Below are 19,284 nucleotides of genomic sequence, written 5' to 3'. Positions count from 1 at the left end.
GACGCTGGGGGTGGTGGGGGAGAGTGGCTGCGGGAAGAGCACCCTGGGGCGCGCGGTGCTGCGGCTGCTGGAGCCCACGGCGGGCTCCGTTCTTTTCGACGGGCAGGAACTCACCGGACTGTCCCAGCGCCAGCTGCGGCCGCTGCGCCAGCGGATGCAGTTCGTCTTCCAGGACCCGTATGCCTCGCTCAATCCCCGGATGACGGTCCGGGAGATTCTGGAGGAGCCCTTCGCCATCCACGGGCTGGCCCGAGAGCCGGGGGCGCGGGAGCGCGAGGTGGCGGAGTTGGTGGACGCCATGGGGCTGCCGCGCGAGGCCCTGGCGCGTTACCCCCACGAATTCTCCGGCGGGCAGCGGCAGCGAATCGGCATCGCGCGAGCGCTGGCGCTGCGGCCCGACCTGGTGGTGGCCGACGAGCCCATCAGCGCGCTGGACGTGTCCGTGCAGGCGCAAATCGTCAACCTCCTGGTGGACCTGCAACAGGCGCGGGGCCTCACCTACGTCTTCATCGCCCACGACCTGAACATCGTCGAGTACGTGTCCACCCGGGTGGCCGTCATGTACCTGGGCCGCATCGTGGAGCTGGCCCCGGCCGCGTCGCTGTACCGTCAGCCGCGCCACCCGTACTCCCAGGCGCTGCTGTCCGCGGTGCCCGTCCCGGACCCGGGCCACGCCCGGACGCGCCTGCTGGTGCCGGGCGAGCCGCCATCACCTCTGGCGCCGCCCCCCGGTTGCACCTTCCATCCGCGCTGTCCGCATGCCATGGAGCGGTGCCGGCGCGAATCGCCCCCGTCCTATGCGCTGGGCGGTGGCCACTTCGCCGCGTGTTTCCTGGCGGAGGCCGATGCGCGCGAGGCCCCGGCCGCAGCCCCTTCTGGAGGAAGTCCCGGTGTTCTGGCTCAGCCATCATCATCCGGATGAGTACAACCGCACCTACCTGTTCGGCGGCGTGCGCGTGTGCGCGCGCTGCCTGGGGACCTATCCGGTGCTGCTGGCCGTGATGGTGGGCCTGTTCGCCGTGCGCGCCCCGCTGCGGTGGGCGCTGGACGTGCCCGCCGTCCTGGCGCTCACCGTTCCCGCGCTGGCGGACTGGGCGGTGGGCCGCTTCCGGCCGGCGTCGGGGAGCAACGCGGTGCGCACCCTGACGGGCGTGCTGCTGGGGGCGGCGCTCGGCCGCTCCCTGTACGTGCACCTGCAGCAGCCACTGCCGGCGGTGCTCCTGGCGCAAGGCGCGCTCGTGACAGCGGTGGCCGTCCCTGTCATTCTCGCCACTTACCAGAGACCTCGCCGGGGATAGACCCTGGCGGCCCGTCGCACGTTCACTGTGCACGGGTGGCGGAGTGGGCCGGGTGAGGGTGGCTCCAAGGAGAGTTGGGGGAGTGTTGGGACCGGAAACCTCAGACGAGCGGCTGATGCTCGCCTTCCAGGCGGGGGACGCGCGCGCGTTCGAGGCGCTGGTGCGCAAGCACCGGACGCCGGTGTTCAACTTCATCCTCCGTTTCACGGGGCACCGGGCACGGGCGGAGGACGTGCTGCAGGAGACGTGGCTGAAGGTGGTTCGGAGCGCCGGCGACTACACGCCCAAGGCGAAGTTCACGACCTGGCTCTACACGATTGCGAGGAACCTCTGCGTGGACAGCGCGCGCAAAGAGAGCTACCGCCAGGCGTCTTCCCTGGAGGCACCCGCCCCGGGAGCGGAGCGGGAGGAGTCGCGCCCCTTGGGAGAAGGCCTGCCGGACGCGGGGGCCAGCCCGGAGCGCGGTGCCTACAACGCCCGGTTGCGTCCCCTGTTGGAGCGAGCCCTGGCGACGCTCCCGGACGAGCAGCGTGAGGTCTTCACCCTGCGCGAGTACAGCGGCATCCCCTTCAAGGACATCGCGGAGGTGACGGGAGTGTCCGAGAACACGGTGAAGAGCCGCATGCGCTATGCGCTCGACGGGCTTCGCCGCCGGCTGGCGGAGATGGGCGTCGACGGCGACCTCGCCGAGGACGGAAGGACGGTGGTGGGATGAAGCCGCAGAATCCGCATGCGCAGGAGGACCGGCTGCTCGACTTCGCCTATGGCGAACTGCCAGTGTCCGAGGCCCGCCTCGTGGAAGCCCACCTGGAGAGCTGCGCCCGCTGCACCCAGGCCCTGGACGACATTCGCGGGGTGCGCGCCACCATGTCCCAGCTGTCCGTGGAGCCCGCTCCGGACGCGGGGCTGGAGTCGCTGATGGCCTATGCCCAGCAGGCCGCGCGCCGCGCCGCCGCGGGTCCCGCGCCGAAGCCGTCCCGCTGGCGCCGGTGGTTGTTGCCCGTGGTGGGGCTGGCCTCCGTGAGCACCTTTGGCCTTCTGACGCTCGAGGCTCGGTCGCCCGACCTCACGCGGCCTGACTTGAGCGCGGCGAAGGTTGCGGTCGCGAAGGAGGAGCTGGTGGCCCCTCCGTCCGCCGATGGTTTCGCGCCGGCCGCGGCCGCTCCGGCCCCCGCGGCGGCGCCCACAATGCCCGCCGAGGCGGAAGCGGCGGGTTACACCGCCCGGGAAATGGCCGCGCCGGCGAAGTCGAAGGAGGCCGAGCGCTCACGGGAGCAGCGGCTGCTCGCGGAGGACTGGGCCAACGCTGGGAGTGGCGGCGGGCTCGACACGCGGATTCGGCGCGAAAGCGAGAGCAAGGCGAAGCGTGGGCCGCCCGCCGCTGCTCGCGCACCCAAGGCCGATATGCGGGCCGCGCTGGAGCCCGCGCCCATGGCGCAGGATGAGGCGCCGACGTCGCTGGACGAGGAGTCCAAAGTCGCGAGCGAATCCATGGACCTGCAGACGTCGTCGGCGGACTCGGACGACGCCTTCGCTGGTCGGTTGGAGCGGCGCGTCGCGGACTCGCAGGCACCTCGGTCCGTCCCCCCGCGCGACTCGCTGCGCCTGGGAGCCAAGTCGCCAGCGGCACGGGGCGCTGCCTACGACGAGGAGCTGGACGCGTCGGAATCCAAGGGCACCCTGGGAGGCGTCGCCGCCCCGGCCAAGGCCGAGCCTCAGCGCCCAGTTTCGGCACCGGCCTCGAAGAAAGCCGCGCCCACCGCCGCGCCGCCACCGCCCCCCGTGGACCGCGCCACCGTCGCGGAGCTGTCGCGCCAGGCGCAGGCGGCATTCGACGCGGGGGAGGGGGCCCGGGCGGCTGGGCTGATCCGCTCGGCCCTGGCATCGGGGGCGACTGGGCAGGAGCGCTGGACGCTTTTGAACCAGCTGTGCGAGTTTGAGTTCGCGCTGGGTAGGCGTGCCGAAGGACTCGAGGCTTGCAACCTCGTGATCCAAGAGGCGCCGGCCTCGGAGGCTGCCAGAACGGCGCGCCGGCGGGTGGCTCGCGAGTCATCGGCGAACGAGCTGCCCTCTAAACCCGCGAAATAGCGGGACAAGTTTTCTCATCAAATGGGAGGGAAACGTAGGCGCAGGTCTGTCCATTTGACCGATGCGCTTCTGACACCAGTCCCCGGATAATGGTTTCATGGGACAGGAAGCACAGGAACCGCGGGCGCAGGGGGCGTCTCGCCGGCAGTCGGGTCAGGCCGCGGTGGAAGCGGCGATGATCATGCCGCTCGCCGTCTTCATGACGCTGGGGATCATCCAGCTCACGATGATGCAGCACGCGAAGCTGATGACGGAGTACGCCGCCTATCAGGCCGCGCGTGCCGGCATCGTGTGGAACGGCAACAACGAGCGCATGCATGACGCGGCCATCGTGGCGTTGCTTCCCACCATGGGGCGTACCGACGACATCGTCGAGTTGGGGAAGACGTTCGTCCTCCACCAGCTCTACGACTCTGGCATGCGCATGCTGAACTTCGGTGGCGGCCGCGTGCCCCGGACGGTGAACGGCTCCAACCTGTTCGGCGTCATCCGCGTGGACACCATCAGTCCCGCGTACTTCACGCCCATCGATTCGATGTGGAAGCTGCGCAGCGGCTACAACTGGCAGGAGCTGGACTTCGACGGCGCGGACTCCTTCCCGGAGGTTCCCTCGTTGGAGAACCACATCCGAAAGTTCTTCAACCTGCCGGAGCCTGACGACGCGGAGCTGGTGTTCCGCAAGTCCACGCGACTGACCATCCGCCTGCGCTACTGGTACCAACTGCGCGTGCCGTTCGCGAACTCCATCATCTTCTACTCCTGGTTCGCCTCGAACGCGGGCATGGCGCTGCGAGGCGCCATTGACCGCGGCACCGTGGACCCGCGCGCGAACATGATGAACCGGCGTGGCAACCTCAACCCGTTGCTCGCCGGCGCCCGCGGTATCGAGCACGAGATGGGGTACGACTCCGTCTATCCGCTCGAGATGACCGTGCTCTGGATGCTGGCCAACGGCAGCATCCCGCTCGTTTCCGACCTGGCTGGCAAGCGGTACTTCATGCCGCTGACGGCCACGTACAGCATGCGCATGCAGTCCAACTTCCACCGTAAGTGGATCATGCACCTGAACCCCGACTGGGGTCTGTAAGAGGAAGAGGACTCCCGACCCATGTTCACCCGGACCCTCCGACAGAGTTTCCGCCGCCAGGAAGGCCAGGCCTTGGTGCTGGCCGCCCTGATGGTGTTGATCATGTCCATCGCCGTGTTGACCACGGTCAACATCGGCCACACGGTGCATGAACGCATCCGCCTGCAGAACACGGCGGACTCCGCGTCGTACTCCATGGCCGCCATGGAGGCGCGCGCGTTCAACTTCTACGCGTACGCCAACCGCACGCAGGTGTCGCACTACGTGTCGGCGATGATGTGGCAGTCGCTGCTGTCACTCATCTACTCCGCCGAGGCGTTCCTCACGGACATCTTCGGCTTCATGAAGACGTTGAATCCGTGTGCGGGCACGCCCAGCGGCATCTTCTGGACGATCGCCTGTCCCATCCTGGAAAACGTCATTCCCTATGTGAGCGCCGTCATCAAGGCCATTGGCCGGATAATGGATGCGTATCGCAACTCGTTCCTCAGGCCCATTCAGCAGGTCATCCGGAGACTGAACCCGGACGACAAGATTGGGAGGTGGCTCATCCCGGCACACCGCGTGATGAACGGGGTGATGTACTTCGCGTCCCAGGCGGTGATGATGTCCGCGTCGACGCACGTGACGCAGACCACGCAGACCGTCATCGACGACAACGACAGCAACATCTCCTCGCTGGCCAGTCAGTTGGCGACGGGCATCTACAGCCAGTGCCTCTTCAGCCAGGCACACAACCCCCATTCGGGTGGGAAGCCCCTGAACCCGGGGACGTGGAAGAACCCCTTTGGCGCACTGGATGTGACGAAGAAAGACAAGAACGACCCCATCGCCCGTGCCAAGCGCTCCATGGGAGGCATCACGAATGCCACGCGCTACGCCTGCGACGCAGAGGGCGGAGCGTGCCCTCAGGGCTTCGTCACCAGCCGCAAGCTGGGCGACTTGCTCCCGATCCCGGACATGCTCGGCTTCATGAAGGACCTGTTCAACGATGGCATCGAGACCCCGATGTTCAGCTTCGGGAAGATCGGCCAGACGCGCATGCTTTCAACGGGGTTCCCCAACGCCAATGCGCTGAAGAAGGGGAAGGGGCCGGGCAATGACGCCCGCAGCTACATCCGTGACTGGAACGACAACCTTCATCCCTGGGGCATGACGGCGCAGGGTGACAACATTGGCTCGGATGATCCGTATTGGCTCAAGTTCGGGCCCGCGGAGATCGACATTGGCGTTGCCAAGGCCGACAACCCGCTGTCGTGCAACAAGAACGACGACTACTGGCTTTGCTTCGGTGACAATCGCAAGGGCAAGGGGGACTCCGGCAGCAGTAGTGCCAAGCTGCCCTTCAAGCACATGACGAAGACCAGCATCTGGGCGCTCAACGACCACGACAGTGGCGGGACCAAGGGCGGCCTCCACTGGCGCGTCAACTACTACGACAACCCGGAGCGCTGGGTTGGCCACGTGCGTCCACGGCGTGCCGAGGGCGTGGTCGGCCTCTATGAGGATCCGAGATTCTGCTTGGCCAGGGCCTTTGGGGCGTGCGTCGTCAGAACCGCCGTCTACGCAGCCAACGTCAGGCCGGTCCAGGACGGCAACCATCCCTGGAACGGGCTTGTGCCCTTCATGCACTTCGAGCCCGGCCAGCTCGGCTCCGTGTGCAACCCCACGGCCAACGCGTCGATGGAGAATGCGGCCAAGCGCCAGGCGGACTTCAACCAGCCCACCGCCTGGGTCGCCCTGAACAAGGACCCGGACCAGGTCGTGAACCGGGAGAACAAGGACGGCACTGGCACCAACGCGCCCGCGCTGCTCAACGACGAAGGCAAGGTGAAGTTCGCCTTCACGCCGGACACGGATGGTCTGGAGCTGCTGAACAACCGGAAGAAGTTCCTTGGGCTGGTGGAAGGCCTCAACGTCATCTCCCGCGGTCAGGCCTATTACCATCGTCCCGGCAACTGGGCGGAGCAGCCCAACTTCTTCAATCCGTACTGGCGCCCGCGTCTGGCGTCCGTGTTCCAGGGCCGCCACTCACTGCCGAAGATTGGTGAGATGATGGACGCGCTGCCCGGCCCGCTTCAGGGCATTGCCCCGAAGATCATTACGCACTGAGGACTGCCATGCGTGCCCGTCTCCAACTGCGTTCGCGCTCACGAGGTGCCGCCACGGTCGAGTTCGCGCTCTCCGTGCCGCTCCTCGTGATGATTCTGATGTTCAGCATGTACCTCACGGAGTTGGTGAGGGCGAAGCTCAAGCTCCAGGAGGCGGCGCGCTACGCCGTCTGGGAGATGACGAGCTATGCGCTCACCGACTTCGCCAACGGGAAGCACGACGACGCCTTCGAGGATGCCCGCCGCGAAGCCCACACGGAGTTCATCGAGCGCTTCAAGGACATGGACTCGGTGGAGCCCAACGCCCCCGGGGGCAACTTCATTGCCCGCTATACGGACGTGAAGGCGACCATCACCAACAAGGAGATCGCGTTCCTGGAGAGCGGGATGCTCAGCCCGCCGAGCACCGGCGAAGGAGGCGGCCTGGCGGGTGCCATCCTCAGCCCGTTGAACAACGGCATGGGATGGGTTTTGAACCAGTGGGGGTTCAACAACAAAGGTTGGGTTGAGTCCGAGGTGGAGATGACCTTCCAGAACACCATCCTGCCCAGGCGTTATCTGGACAAGAGTGGTGGCAACGGTGGCTTCTTCCAGGTGGACACGATGGGCGGCCGCGACTTGACCAACCTGACCCTCAAGTCGAAGTACTCCATGTACGCCAACGGCTGGCACATGCCGGACGGCGGTGATGCCATCGTCCGCAGTCGCCGCGCCGGTCAGCATACCGGTGGCCCTCTCAGTCAGCCCCACGGCCTCTACCGGCAGGTGGACCGGATGGTCTTCCTGGGCTTCGCCTCCACCCTGGACAGCCTGGGCATTGGCCGCATCCTGGATGTGGTCGCCAAGGTGGTTCCCAACTTCCTGGGGACCTTCGTGGTGTCCCGGAACTACGGCGTGGGTGCCTCTCAGAAGGGCGATTGCAACGGCCTGGCCCAGTATGATGCGAGGGCCAGCAGCGGTCTCCACGTCATGCACAAGCCCAGCTTCAAGCTGACCGACCATGACCGGCCCGATTGCTTCGACACCGCGCCGTTCCGCGACGAGATGACGTACGGGGACAGCAACTACATCAAGGTCTTCAACGCGCGCGGTGAGTTCTACATGGGGTGCAAGCGGGCCATGGCGGATGACCCGACCGACCCGGATGCCCGCCCTGAGGCCACGGAGAATGACGAGCAAGACCTCAAGATTCCCTGCGAGTAGGGTGGGGGTCGTCCGGACGGCGCTCCTGTGCGTGCTGCTGGCCTTCGTGCCAGCAGCCGCGGAGCAGGAGCTGCCCATCTACCCGGGCACCATCCACACGCGCATCGGCAACGACCTGGTCATTGGCGGGGAGTACTACCGCCTCGCGTACTTCACGACGCCGGACTCCATGGAGAAGGTGGCCGCCTACTTCGCTCAGAAGTGGCAGGAAGAGGGCTACCCCACCGTGATGGAAGGGGACATGAAGGAGGAGGGCGTGGTGTCGGCGCTCTATACGCGCGAGGGGCTCCAGCGCGGCGTCGTCCTGCGCAAGCACCTGGGCAAGACGTTGGGGTTCACGGCGCTGCGGGACTTGTGGGTGCGGCCGCCCAAGAAGCCGGCGCCCGGGCTGGTGGCGCTGGAAGGCGCGCTCTACAGCCAGGACCTGGCCACGCGGGATGACCCGGGTGGCTCGCAGAGCCGCACCACGCTGGTGACGGGAGAGCTGACGAAGGTGCAGCAGCAGGTGAACGCGGAGCTGGAGCGCCGCGGCTATGCGCCCGTGCGGCAGTCCGCGCTCAAGATGGGGGGCGGCACGCAGTTGACCATGGAGCATGCACGCAAGGGCGAGCAAGTGGTGACGACGCTGTCGCCGGCCGAGGAGGGCGTCATCGCCGTGGTCCAGATGTGGATTGGCTCGGACCGCCCGGACGCGGTGCCCAACGACGATGCCGTGCGCCAGAGCCGCGAGGCTTGGGAGAAGGACCAGGCGGAGAAGAAGGAGGGCGCGAAGTGAGGGCCCTGCTCGTGGTGGCCGCGGTGGTGCTCGCAGTCCCCCTCCAGGTGGAGGCGAATCCCGCGCGGGAACTGGTGCAGCACATGTCCCGCGGCGCCCGCCCGGCCCGGCTGGGAGATTGGGTGACGTACCGCTTCAACGGCGGCGGTCTGCGGATCTACTACTGGCGGTTGGCGGTGGTGGGCGAGCAGAAGGACAAGGAGGGGCGCGACGCGGTGTGGGTGGAGATGGAGGCGGGAACCCATCCGGCCATGAAGTCGCCGCTCGCGCAGATGCGCATGCTGGTGGCTCGGGAGGGCGACGTGATTCGCTACGACGCCATCTCCCGCCTCTACATCGGCACGGGCTTCAACCAGCCCCAGGAGTACTCGGACGAGGCCCTCCAGCACGTCTTGAAGCAGCAGCAGGAGGCCGCGAAGAATGCGCAGGCCGCCGCGCCCCAGAAGCCCTCCAAGCTGCCCGGGGGCGTGAAGCCCATGGCGCGTTCAGGCAAGGAGACCCGGCTGATGACGCTCGCGGGCACCGTCGCGGCGGTCCCCGTCGAGGTCGTTGTGAAGAGCACCGTCATCAAACGGATGTGGCTCAGCCGGGAGATTCCGCTGCTGAACCTGGCCAAGATGGAGATTCCCGGCATCGGTCACGCCATGGAAGTGGCGGAGTACGGAATCGACGCCAAACCCCGCATGCGCATCCCCGCTCCGGACGCACCGAAGATCAACCTGGAGTACGCGGATGCTATACTCGATGACCTGCCCGGCGCCGCGGACGACGGGCACGGACACGACACCTCTGAGGACACGCCGTGAACCACCCGAAGACACTGCGTTCCCGCGCCCGTAACCGTCGCGGGCAGGCCATGTTGGAGTACTCGCTCTTGAACTGGATTCTCGTCGTCGCGCTCATCATCGGCGCGTCGGTGAAGGTCCGTTGGTCGGAGGACCGGCAGTCCAACGTCATCGACCTGTTCATGGAGGCGTATCAGATTTATTACGACTCCTTCTACTTCGTGCTGAACCTGCCGTTCCCGTGACGGCAAGCAGTGAGGTGGGGCAGCCGTCCCCGCTGGGGCTGAGGCTGGTGCACGCCGTCTTGTTCGTCGCCTTCGCCGTGGGCGTGGGCGTGGCGTCCGTGCCCGAGTGGACGCACCTGACACGGGCCTTGAGTCAGCCCTTCCATGCGGGCGCGGCGCCGCGCTGGCTGGTGCTGGCGGGTTCGTTGCTGGCGGCGGTGGGTACGGCACGCCTGGGTTGGGAGCTGGTGCGAGGCCGGTCCGCGCCGCTGTGGACTTCCGGCATCATTCTCCTCGGCGTCATGGCCACGCTCGCCGGCGGTCGTCCGCAAGGCCTGGAGCAGTCCCGCTCCGACGTGGCGGCCAACCTGGAGCTGCTCCGCGTGGCCCGGCGCGTCCACCTGCTGATGGTGCACGAGCTCCAGTCTCACGGGGAGGCGCCCCTGTCGCAGGACGCGTGGCGTCACGCGCTCCAGCAGTCCGGCGCGAGCGAGGTGCGGGTGTTCACGCGTGCCTTCCTTCCCGTCTACCCGCAGGTCGCCTGGCTGCCCTCCGAAAGCGCGCTGCCAGACCCGCTCGTCCCAGGGCAGCTCGCGGTGCACGTGACGCCGGATGGCGTGGGCTTCACGGTGCGGCTGGTGGGACTCCACCAGGGCCAGCCGGCGCTCCTCAAGGATGACCAGGGGGCAACGCTGGTGCTGCGAGGCCTGTACAACCCGGACCTTCCGCCGCCCGCGCAGCCCGCGATTCCGCCCACTCCCTGACACCTCGCGCGCTCAGCAAGGTTGCGGGTATCCTGAGACTCAGCCAGTGTCACCGGACCTCATGACGTGGCGGTCCTGGCCGGTGGGTCGTCCTGGAGTGACGGAAGGAGCGCGCAATGGCGCAGGCGGCATGGAAGTGGATGGTCGTCGCGGCGGCGGTCGGGGCAGGGGCACTGGCATGTGGCGGCGGGGGAGGCGGACCCAATCCTCCGCCCCCTGGTGGGTTCGACGCGGGAGTGAACGTCTTCCGCCCGGGCCTGGGCGAGGACGAAGGCGAGCCGCAGGGGACGCCTCTCTCTCTCCCCGAGGGCATCAGCATCGCCGACACCCTTCGCGGCGCCGAAGAGTTCACCGGCGAGTGCGAGAACGCCCGCGTGGCGTCTCAGGGCTCGGGCGCCTATGTCCGCGTCTGCGTGCCCCTGCGCAATGACACGGGGGCGCCTGTCGAGGTGGAGTTCCCCCCAGGCCTCGTCGTCGTGTCCACCTCCGAGGGACGCGGCCAGAACGGGTTGCTCATCGAGCGCACCATCCTCGTCGTTCCGCCCACCCCCCCGGGGCCCGGCGGGCGGGATGATGCCGGTACCCCGGACGGCGGGGCGGAGGAGAACGCCTATATCGTTCCGCTCTACATGTACTGCCTGAACGAGCAGCGGGACCCCTCCAACCAGTACATGACCTACGCCGTCGGCCCCGTCACGTCGGATGACGCGCTACAGGAGCTGCTGCGGCTCCTCGAGGGGAAGGTCATCGACAGCTCCGATGACGTGGGCGTGGTGCAGAACGCCATCTACAGCATCACCGAGCGCCGCGGCCTGACGACAGAGGACCGCGATGCCATCGACGACCTCTGACGCGGAACGACGTCAGGTCCCGGATTGCGCGCGATACAGAGCTGTCGCGAGAGGTGGTTTTGACACCCGGTGTATCGCACGGCTAACATCGCGCGCCATCCGCTGATTGCACTGCACTGTATTCCAACACCTGCTCTGGACTCCACTTCGGACTCCATCATCGCCGCCGAACGGCTCCCCCCCGTTCTGGAGGTTTCTGAACCATGCTGAAGGGCAAGACTCCGCTCGTCGTCGCGCTTGTGCTGGGCCTGTTGGCCGGCGTCATCGCGTATTCCGCCATCAAGAAGAAGGAGGCGGATGTCCGCCGCGGATGGAACCTGGTGCCCGTCGTCGTGGCGGCGCAGGACGTCCCTGAAGGCACGGTCATCACCTTCGAGATGATCTCCCAGCGCTCCGTGCCGGAGCAGTTCGTGACGTCCTCCGTGGTGCGTCCGGACTCCGCGTCCTACATCGTGAACCAGAAGGTGCTGGTCGCGCTGCAGGCGGGTGATCCGCTGCTGTGGAGCCAGTTCGAGACGACCAAGGCCGCCGAGCGGCTGTCGTCGAAGGTGCAGAAGAAGGCGCGCGCCCTCACCATCGAGGCGAAGCACACCACGTCGGTGGGCGGCTGGATTCGCCCCAATGACCACGTGGACGTGATTGGCACCTTCCGCGACCCGCAGACGGACGAGAACGTCGCCGTGACGCTGCTTCAGAACGTCATCGTGGTGGCTACGGGCAAGATCACCGGTACCACCAACGTGAACCTCATCCCGGAGAACCAGCGCGAGTACAACAACATCTCGCTGATGGTGCTGCCGGAAGAGGCCGAAATCCTGGTGCTCGCGGTGGAGCTCGGCCAGCTGACGCTCAGCCTCCGCAACGAGGACGACGTGGACCTCATCGAGGAGCGTGGCCGCGCGACCATCAGCACGCTGCTTTCGGGTGAGCGCACCCGCGTGCTGGAGCAGAAGCGCCGCGAAATCATCCAGATCATCAAGGGCGGTGCCGAGCGGGCCGCGGGCGCTGGCGCGCCGTGATGGCGTGCGTCGTCCACCCTCGCTCTTAGGGAAGCGCGCACATGCTTGCTGGAATCGTCCTCCTCCTCGTCACCGGCTCGGTCTTCTTCTTCAGCCTGGTGATCTTCAGCGTCCTGTCGAAGGCGTATGAGCAGTACCAGGAGCGCTACGTCGCCAAGTCGATGAACGACTTGAGCGACATGTTCCTCTTCATCGATCCACGCCAGATGTTGATCCTCAACATCGCGTGCATGTGCTTGTTGGGGATCCTGTCGTACATCATCTTCAACCCCATCATGGCGGTGGTGGCCACGGTGTTCGGCTTCTTCCTGCCGATGCTGATGGTCAAGCACTACCGGAAGCGGCGCATCAAGAAGTTCAACGTGCAGCTGGTGGACGCGCTGCAGGCCATGGCCAACGCCTTCAAGGCCGGTCTCACGTTCCCCCAGGCCATCGAGCACGTGGCACGCGAGGCGATGCCGCCGCTGTCGCAGGAGTTCGGGCTCTTCGTGAAGGAAGTGAAGCTGGGTGTTCCGCTGGAGGAGGCGCTCATCAACATGGGCCGCCGCGTGGGCAGTGACGACCTGGAGCTGGTCGTCGTGTCCACGAACATCGCCCGTCAGCTCGGCGGCAACATGGCCGAGATGTTCGAGACGATCTCCACGGTGATCCGCGAGCGCTTCCGTCTGGAGGGCAAGATCGACGCGCTCACCTCGCAGGGCAAGCTGCAGGGGTGGATCGTCGCGGCGATGCCCGGTGTGCTCGGCATGGTGCTCAACTACATGCGGCCCGACCTGATGGAGCCGATGATGGACCACATCTTCGGTTGGATCCTCGTGATCATCATCGCCATCATGGAAGTGATGGGCATCCTCATCATCCGGCGCATCGTCAACATCGATATCTGAGAGGTGCACCGTGGACGATGTCCTGACGCCAATGTTGATCGGCAGCTCGGCGCTCCTCTTCGCGGGCGCCGTGGGCTTCCTGGGCCTGGGGCTGTACCAGACGATGCTGGAGCGCTTCCTGTCGGAGGTCCGTGACGAGTCCACGGGCGGCATGAAGGGCTTTGGCTCGGTGGCCATCCGCCGCCTGGGCGCGATGAACCGCCGCTTCATGTGGCCCGGCTATGAGGCCAAGGCGCGCCGCAACCTCATCAAGGCGGGCGAGCCTCAGGCGTACAAGCCCGAGGACATCATGGCGCTGCAGGAAGTCAGCGCGGTGGTGGGCCTCATCATGGGCTTCATCCTGCTCAACGGCTTCGGCGTGAGCCTGGTGTGGGCGCCGCTGTTCCTGCTCTTCGGCATGTACTACCCGCTGATGTGGCTGAACGACCAGGTGAAGAAGCGCCACCTGCTCATCAGCCGCGCGCTGCCCTACAGCCTGGACCTGCTGACGCTGTCGGTGGAAGCCGGCCTGGACTTCACCGCGGCGCTGGCCAAGGTGGTGGAGAAGGGCAAGCCGGGGCCGCTGCGCGAGGAGCTGCAGCTGGTGCTCAAGCAGCTGAAGATGGGCAAGACGCGCGAAGAAGGCCTCAAGAGCATGATTGTCCGCGTGGATCTGCCGCCGCTGACCACCTTCGTCACCGCGCTCATCCAGGCGGACAAGATGGGGACCAGCTTGGGCAAGGTGCTGCGCATCCAGTCCACGCAGATGCGCATCGACCGCACCCAGCGCGCGGAGAAGCTGGCCGGCGAGGCGCCGGTGAAGATGCTCTTTCCGCTCATCGCGTGCATCTTCCCCACGGTGTTCATGGTGCTGTTCGGGCCCATCGTGTTCCAGTTCATGTTCGGAAACGTCGCGGGGTAGCGCCCCGTGCCCATCCTCCTGACCATCACGCAGGGGCTCCAGCAGGGACGGGAGCTCACCTTCGAGGCGGCCGAGGTCAACATCGGCCGCACCTCGGAGAACGACCTGGTGCTGCACGACCACGGCGTGTCGCGCAGGCATGCGCGCATCGTGCTCCGCGGCGACAAGTACTTCGTCGCGGACATGGGCAGCTCGAATGGCACCGTGCTCAACGGCGGGCTGCTGTCGGGTGAGCAGCAGCTTCGGGATGGGGACAAGATTGGCGTAGGCCCCGTCGAGTTCACCTTTGTCTGGGTGCCGCCGGAGGGGGACGAGGACGCCACGCGGCCCATCCGCCGGGGCGACCCGCTCCCAGCGCTGGACCCGGACGCCACCCGTCCCATCCGTCTCAACGACCCCATTCCCGCCGAGAGCGGCATCGTGCTGCCGGAGGGCCATCCCACCGCGCAGCGGCCCGCGGTGGTGCCGGTGCGTCCGGGCACCGCCGCCGTGGCGAAGGCCGAGCCCGGCGCGGGGCAGACGGCGGCGGAGCGGGCACGCCGTCGCCGGGAGTTCGCGGGCAGTCAGGCGGGCAGGTTGCTCCTGTGGTGGGGGCAGCTGTCGAAGCCGGCGCGTCTGGGCGTGGGCGCGGTCGGAGGCGGCCTGGTGCTGGCGCTGGTGGGCGTGCTGGCCGTCTTCTTCATGCCCAAGGGCGAAGGCCGGGCGTCCGGCGTGGAGCCGGAGGACCTGGGCTTCGAGGTGATTTCAGACTCGTTCGGGGTGGGCGAGGGCGTGACGTGGGAGAACCCGGAGCACAAGTCGTTCGCCTTCCAGTTCGTCACGCCGACGCGGGCGGTGGCCGTGGTCCACTACATGGCCAGTGGCATCTCCAAGGAGGAGGTGGCGCTGGTCGTCAACGGCGTGGACGTGGGCTGGGTGCCGCCGGACGTGAACGCGGTGACGGAGCGTGGGCTGGAGCAGATTCTCCCGCCCTCCGCGCTGAAGCGGGGTGAGCTCAACTCCATCGTCTTCGACAACGTCCGCAACCCGCCGGGGCGGGACACCTGGCGTGTGTGGAACCTGCGCCTGGAAATCATCCCGGTGCCGGAGTTGCCGCAAGACGAGCTCCTGGCCAAGGCGCGTCAGTACGTGACCGCGGGCGCCCGGTTCTATGAATCGCGCGACGTCGGCGCGGAGAACCTCTTCAAGGCGTGGCAGCAGTACCGCTTCGCTTGGGTGACGCTGGAGGCGCTGGACACCAAGCCTGACATCTATCAGGACGTGCGTTTCCAGCTCGGCGAGGTGGCAACCGAGCTGGACCACAAGTGCAGCCAGCTGCTGCTCGATTTCCAACGCAGCGTACAGTACCGGAATGCGCGGACGGCTCGGGCCGCGTTGCAGGAAATGGGTCGACGCTTCCCTACGGCCGAGCATCGCTGCCACAATCTAGGTTTGCAGTTGGCTTACGAGCACGAGCTGTAGGCGCGTGCTCACTTCGACAGGAAGTCGGTGATTCGCATGTCCAACGGTTCCCCTCCGGCACGCCGCCGGCCCCCTTCCGGGGCGCCCTCGGGTGGGACCGGGTCCCGTCCCGCCGTGCGCAGGACGTCCGCCCGGCCCGCGCCTGCCCCCGTCTCCGCCGCGGCCCGGCTCATTTGCATCGCGGGCCCCAAGGACGGTGAGGAGTTTGCCCTGTCCGAGGAGGAGTACGTCATCGGTCGAGCGACCGATAACGCCATCTGCATCCCGGACACCTCCGTGTCCCGCAAGCACGTCATGGTGCGGAAGTCGGGAGCGGGCTGGGCGGTGAGCGATCTGGGCTCCGGCAACGGAACGCTCATCAACGGCGACGTCATCAACGAAGAGACGCCGCTGGCCAACGGTGACGTCATCACGTTGGGCGACACGGAGCTGCGCTTCGAGGACGTGGCCAACTCCACGATGATGGTCGGCGCGCCGGCCCCCGGTCCGCGTCCTCGTCCGGCGGCCTCGGGGAGCCGCGGCGCGGTGCCGCCCCGTCCGGGGCCTCGCGTCGAAGGTGGGCGCGTGCGCAGCGCGCGCGCGACGGCGGCCACGGCGCCGACCCCCGAGGAGCTGAAGAAGAAGAAGCTCATCAAGCTGGGGGTGGCGGGCGCGGTGGTGGTGCTGTTCGCGGGCCTGGGCGTGGTGCGGATGAACGTCCAGAAGCAGCAGGCGGTCGCCGCGGAAGAAGCCCGGCAGGGCAAGAACCACCGGGAGCGGCTGGGCAGCCTGTTCCAGGACGCCAAGAACCTGGTGCGCGAGGGCAAGTGGGTCGAAGCGAAGGCGAAGCTGGAGGAGCTCCAGTCCGAGGCGCCGGAGTACCCGGGCGTGGCGGACTACCTCGGGCACGCCGCGCGTGAGATTCCCGTCCAGGAGAAGCTGACGGCGGCCAAGGAGGCCCTGGCGAAGAAGGAGCTGGGCAAGGCCGGTACGCTGCTGGCCAGCGCGGGTGAGAGCCAGTTCCTCTACGAGCAGGTGAACTCGACGAAGCGCGCGCTGTCGGAGGCAGCGGACACGCGCACGCGCGAGGCGCGCAAGCTGCTGGATGAGAACCAGCTCGACATGGCCAAGGCCATCACCGAAGACATCCTGGTGGCCTTCCCGGAGCACCGCGACGCCAAGCTCATCAACGAGCAGGCGGCGCAGGCCATCATCGTCCGTGACACGCCCAGGCCCGTGGTCCAGGGGCCGGCCCCCAAGCCGTGGGAGCCCGCCGTTGACCGCTTCCGCGACGGCGACATGTCCGGCGCGGTGGCCATCCTCAACGCGTGCATGGCGCGCACGCCGCAGTGCAAGAAGGTGCTCGGGCAGGTGACGGAGTTCGGCAACCTCTACAAGCGGCTGGAGGACCTGGACGCCCGGGGCCTGTCGAAGCTGATGTCGCTGGACAAGGACATCACCGGCGGCCGTCCCAGCAAGATGGCGCGCAACGCGGGGACGCGGGCGGCCACCATCTTCTACAAGGGCGCCACCGCGGCGAAGGCGGCGGGGCAGTGGAGCCGCGCCATGGACTACTCGCGCAAGGCGTTGCAGGCGGACCCCGGGCACGCGGGCGCCACCAACATCATCAGTGAGCTGAAGGCGAAGGCGAAGGACGTCTACCTCCAGGCCTACTCCCTGAAGGACGGGAGCCCCGATGAGGCCCTGCCCAAGTTCAAGGACGTGGTGGCGATGACGCCGCCGGATGACGAGTACCACGAGAAGGCGAAGTCCTGGGTCGAGAAGCTGTCCCGATGACCCGGCGCAAGGTGGGAGGCGGCACGCTGCCGCCAGTGGGCCAGCAGGGTGACCTGTTCGGCAGTGGCGCCTCCACGCCTCGTGCGGCTGGCTCGACGCGGAAGGCCGCGGCGCCACCGAAGCCTCCGCCGCCTCCGGTGGACGAGGACGGCACCTCGCTGCTGGGACCGATGGAGGGCGCGCCGCCTCCGCCGCCCAAGCCCGAGCGCGTGGTGCTGTCGGTGGGCGAGCTGACCCGCCAGTTGAAGCAGACGCTGGAGTCGCGCTTCGCTCGCGTCATCGTGCGCGGCGAGGTGACGGGCTTTCGCGGGCCCAACGCGCGCGGCCACTGGTACTTCTCGTTGAAGGACGCGGGCGCGGCCATCGACGCGAAGGTGTGGGCCTCCATGGCGGCCCGGCTGCGCTTCGCGCTGCGCGACGGCATGGAGGTGATTGCCGAAGGCAGCGTGGACCTGTACGAGCCGCAGGGCCGCTACAGCCTCATCGTCCAGCGGCTGGAGCCGGTGGGCGAGGGCGCGCTGGCGCTGGCCTTCGAGCAGCTCAAGGAGCGGCTGGCCCAGGAGGGACTCATTGGTCCCGGGCGTGTGCGGCCCCCCAGGCCGTTGCCCTACCTGCCTCGGCGGATTGGCGTGGTGACGAGCCGGACCGGCGCGGCGCTCCAGGACTTCCTGCGCGTGCTGCATTCGCGCAACCCGCGGCAGAGCGTCCTGGTGGCGGATGCGCGCGTGCAGGGCGAAGGCTCCGCCGTCGAGGTGGCTCGCGCCATCGAGCGGCTGGCTCGCACGGACGTGGACGTCATCGTGGTGACGCGCGGTGGTGGCTCGGTGGAGGACCTCTGGACCTTCAACGAGGAGCGGGTGGCGCGCGCCATCTTCGCCTCGCCGGTACCGGTGGTGTCCGCCATTGGCCACGAAATCGACTTCACCATCTCCGACTTCGTGGCGGATCTGCGCGCGCCCACGCCCAGCGCCGCGGCGGAGCGCCTGGCGCCGGTGCTGGCCGACCTGGAGCTGACGCTGGCCACGCAGGCGGGCCGTCTGCGGCGTGCCATGGAGCGCCGGGTGCTGGAGCTGCGCGAGGAGCAAGGGCAGCTCGCGTCGCGGCTGGAGGACCCTCGGCGGGCCATCAACCACCAGCGGCTGCACCTGTCCGAGCAGGTGGAGTCGATGATGCGCGTGCTGCGGCCAGCCGTGCGGGGGCACCGCGAGGAACTGCGGTCGCTGACCGAAAGGCTTCAGCGGGCGCGTCCCCAGGCCCGGCTGGGTGAGCAGCGGGCGCACCTGATGAAGCTGGCCATGCGGCTGTCGGAGGCGGTGCGTGCAGGTGTGGCGACGCGGCACGGGGCGCTGGCGACGGCACGGCTGGGGCTCGAGAGGGCGTCACCAGCGGCCCAGGTGTCCCGCGAGCGCGCCCGGCTGGCCGCGCACCGGGCGCGGCTGCTGGCGCTTCAGCAGGGGGCCCTGGCGGATGCGCAGAAGCGTTTCCAGCGTCTGGAGGGACGTCTGGACGCGATGAGTCCGTTGAAAGTGATGTCCCGCGGTTATTCGGTGGTGTTCCGCCAGCGCGATGGCGCGGTGGTCCGCACGGGCGCGGATGTCCAGGTGGGAGAGCGCCTGGGGTTGAAGCTCGCGTCGAACGGGGCGAAGTCGCTCGGGGGATGTGAAGAAATCGAAGCCACCGTCACGGCGGTGAAAGGGCCGGTGGACTGCTGACGGGCCACCCTCTAGAGTCCCGCGCCCCATGCGGGGAGGTGGATGGAAGTGGCGAAGTCGGACAAGGCGCCCAAGGCGGACAAGGTAGCGGAGGCCGAGGTCCCCGAGCAGTACGGGGACGTGGTCTCCCGGCTCGAGGAGACGGTGGGCCGGCTGGAGAGCGGCAATCTCTCCCTGGAGGACTCGCTCAAGGCCTTCGAGGAAGGCATCCGGCTGGTGCGCCGGCTTTCCCACAACCCCAACGGCACGTCGGAGAGCGTGGCCGAGGTCAAGTGGCTCTACGCGCCCACGACGCTGGAGAGCGCCATCGCTCCGCCCCTGGTTCGCGCGGACGGGATGATT

At 67.8% G+C, this 19,284-nt stretch carries 19 protein-coding genes; all 19 read left to right on the top strand.

The window, feature by feature from the left end:
• A partial coding sequence (locus FL344_RS34695) for an ABC transporter ATP-binding protein (RefSeq protein ID WP_141621541.1) occupies positions 1-922 on the top strand: 922 nt, incomplete at its 5' end.
• Positions 891-1,298, top strand: coding sequence for a DUF2085 domain-containing protein (locus tag FL344_RS34690; RefSeq protein WP_011554655.1), 408 nt, complete (start codon positions 891-893; stop codon positions 1,296-1,298). The genes FL344_RS34695 and FL344_RS34690, both read left to right, overlap by 32 nt.
• Before the next feature lie 82 nt (positions 1,299-1,380).
• Complete coding sequence (locus FL344_RS34685; protein WP_194858235.1) at positions 1,381-2,013, top strand: RNA polymerase sigma factor; 633 nt, start codon at positions 1,381-1,383, stop codon at positions 2,011-2,013.
• Complete coding sequence (locus FL344_RS34680) at positions 2,010-3,386, top strand: anti-sigma factor (RefSeq protein ID WP_141621540.1); 1,377 nt, start codon at positions 2,010-2,012, stop codon at positions 3,384-3,386. The genes FL344_RS34685 and FL344_RS34680 overlap by 4 nt, the downstream gene beginning before the upstream one ends.
• A gap of 97 nt (positions 3,387-3,483) precedes the next feature.
• A complete protein-coding gene (locus FL344_RS34675) occupies positions 3,484-4,473 on the top strand; it encodes a TadE/TadG family type IV pilus assembly protein (protein ID WP_090494293.1) in 990 nt (329 codons plus the stop codon).
• Positions 4,474-4,494: 21 nt separating this feature from the next.
• Positions 4,495-6,585, top strand: a complete 2,091-nt coding sequence (locus tag FL344_RS34670) for a TadE/TadG family type IV pilus assembly protein (RefSeq protein WP_141621539.1) — start codon at positions 4,495-4,497, stop codon at positions 6,583-6,585.
• 8 nt (positions 6,586-6,593) lie between these two features.
• Positions 6,594-7,787: a TadE/TadG family type IV pilus assembly protein gene (locus FL344_RS34665; protein ID WP_141621538.1), complete on the top strand. Its 1,194-nt coding sequence runs from the start codon at positions 6,594-6,596 to the stop codon at positions 7,785-7,787.
• A gap of 1 nt (position 7,788) precedes the next feature.
• Positions 7,789-8,562: a hypothetical protein gene (locus FL344_RS34660; RefSeq protein WP_141621537.1), complete on the top strand. Its 774-nt coding sequence runs from the start codon at positions 7,789-7,791 to the stop codon at positions 8,560-8,562.
• The gene (locus FL344_RS34655) at positions 8,559-9,368 is read left to right on the top strand and encodes a hypothetical protein (RefSeq protein ID WP_141621536.1); all 810 of its coding nucleotides are present in this window, start codon (positions 8,559-8,561) and stop codon (positions 9,366-9,368) included. Before FL344_RS34660 ends, FL344_RS34655 begins: the two co-directional genes overlap by 4 nt.
• Positions 9,365-9,592 (top strand): hypothetical protein, encoded by a 228-nt coding sequence (locus tag FL344_RS34650; RefSeq protein WP_011554647.1) that lies wholly within the window; start codon positions 9,365-9,367, stop codon positions 9,590-9,592. The genes FL344_RS34655 and FL344_RS34650 overlap by 4 nt, the downstream gene beginning before the upstream one ends.
• A complete protein-coding gene (locus FL344_RS34645; protein ID WP_141621535.1) occupies positions 9,589-10,335 on the top strand; it encodes a hypothetical protein in 747 nt (248 codons plus the stop codon). The genes FL344_RS34650 and FL344_RS34645 overlap by 4 nt, the downstream gene beginning before the upstream one ends.
• A 116-nt stretch (positions 10,336-10,451) precedes the next feature.
• Positions 10,452-11,186, top strand: coding sequence for a hypothetical protein (locus tag FL344_RS34640; RefSeq protein ID WP_141621534.1), 735 nt, complete (start codon positions 10,452-10,454; stop codon positions 11,184-11,186).
• Between the two features lie 203 nt (positions 11,187-11,389).
• Positions 11,390-12,205: a Flp pilus assembly protein CpaB gene (gene cpaB, locus FL344_RS34635; protein ID WP_011554644.1), complete on the top strand. Its 816-nt coding sequence runs from the start codon at positions 11,390-11,392 to the stop codon at positions 12,203-12,205.
• Between the two features lie 41 nt (positions 12,206-12,246).
• Positions 12,247-13,092 carry a type II secretion system F family protein gene (locus FL344_RS34630; RefSeq protein WP_090494277.1) on the top strand — a complete coding sequence of 282 codons (846 nt, stop codon included), beginning with the start codon at positions 12,247-12,249 and terminating at the stop codon, positions 13,090-13,092.
• A gap of 10 nt (positions 13,093-13,102) precedes the next feature.
• The gene (locus tag FL344_RS34625) at positions 13,103-13,993 is read left to right on the top strand and encodes a type II secretion system F family protein (RefSeq protein WP_141621533.1); all 891 of its coding nucleotides are present in this window, start codon (positions 13,103-13,105) and stop codon (positions 13,991-13,993) included.
• Between the two features lie 6 nt (positions 13,994-13,999).
• Positions 14,000-15,454 carry an FHA domain-containing protein gene (locus tag FL344_RS34620; protein WP_141621532.1) on the top strand — a complete coding sequence of 485 codons (1,455 nt, stop codon included), beginning with the start codon at positions 14,000-14,002 and terminating at the stop codon, positions 15,452-15,454.
• A gap of 27 nt (positions 15,455-15,481) precedes the next feature.
• Positions 15,482-17,230 carry an FHA domain-containing protein gene (locus FL344_RS34615; RefSeq protein WP_141621531.1) on the top strand — a complete coding sequence of 583 codons (1,749 nt, stop codon included), beginning with the start codon at positions 15,482-15,484 and terminating at the stop codon, positions 17,228-17,230.
• Positions 17,227-18,942 carry an exodeoxyribonuclease VII large subunit gene (xseA, locus tag FL344_RS34610; RefSeq protein WP_141621530.1) on the top strand — a complete coding sequence of 572 codons (1,716 nt, stop codon included), beginning with the start codon at positions 17,227-17,229 and terminating at the stop codon, positions 18,940-18,942. The genes FL344_RS34615 and xseA overlap by 4 nt, the downstream gene beginning before the upstream one ends.
• A 42-nt stretch (positions 18,943-18,984) precedes the next feature.
• On the top strand, positions 18,985-19,284 hold a 300-nt coding region (gene xseB, locus FL344_RS39530; RefSeq protein ID WP_228565582.1), incomplete at its 3' end, for an exodeoxyribonuclease VII small subunit.

It is taken from the genome of Myxococcus sp. AB036A (assembly GCF_006547355.1).
Lineage (GTDB): Bacteria > Myxococcota > Myxococcia > Myxococcales > Myxococcaceae > Myxococcus > Myxococcus virescens.
This window is presented reverse-complemented; position numbering and strand designations above follow the sequence as displayed.

What these genes read in the sequence shown, in the direction of transcription:
- FL344_RS34680 (WP_141621540.1), top strand. Translation starts at nt 2,010, where the DNA reads ATGAAGCCGCAGAATCCGCATGCGCAGGAGGACCGGCTGCTCGACTTC.
- FL344_RS34675 (WP_090494293.1), top strand. Translation starts at nt 3,484, where the DNA reads ATGGGACAGGAAGCACAGGAACCGCGGGCGCAGGGGGCGTCTCGCCGG.
- FL344_RS34670 (WP_141621539.1), top strand. Translation starts at nt 4,495, where the DNA reads ATGTTCACCCGGACCCTCCGACAGAGTTTCCGCCGCCAGGAAGGCCAG.
- FL344_RS34665 (WP_141621538.1), top strand. Translation starts at nt 6,594, where the DNA reads ATGCGTGCCCGTCTCCAACTGCGTTCGCGCTCACGAGGTGCCGCCACG.
- FL344_RS34640 (WP_141621534.1), top strand. Translation starts at nt 10,452, where the DNA reads ATGGCGCAGGCGGCATGGAAGTGGATGGTCGTCGCGGCGGCGGTCGGG.
- cpaB (WP_011554644.1), top strand. Translation starts at nt 11,390, where the DNA reads ATGCTGAAGGGCAAGACTCCGCTCGTCGTCGCGCTTGTGCTGGGCCTG.
- FL344_RS34630 (WP_090494277.1), top strand. Translation starts at nt 12,247, where the DNA reads ATGCTTGCTGGAATCGTCCTCCTCCTCGTCACCGGCTCGGTCTTCTTC.
- xseA (WP_141621530.1), top strand. Translation starts at nt 17,227, where the DNA reads ATGACCCGGCGCAAGGTGGGAGGCGGCACGCTGCCGCCAGTGGGCCAG.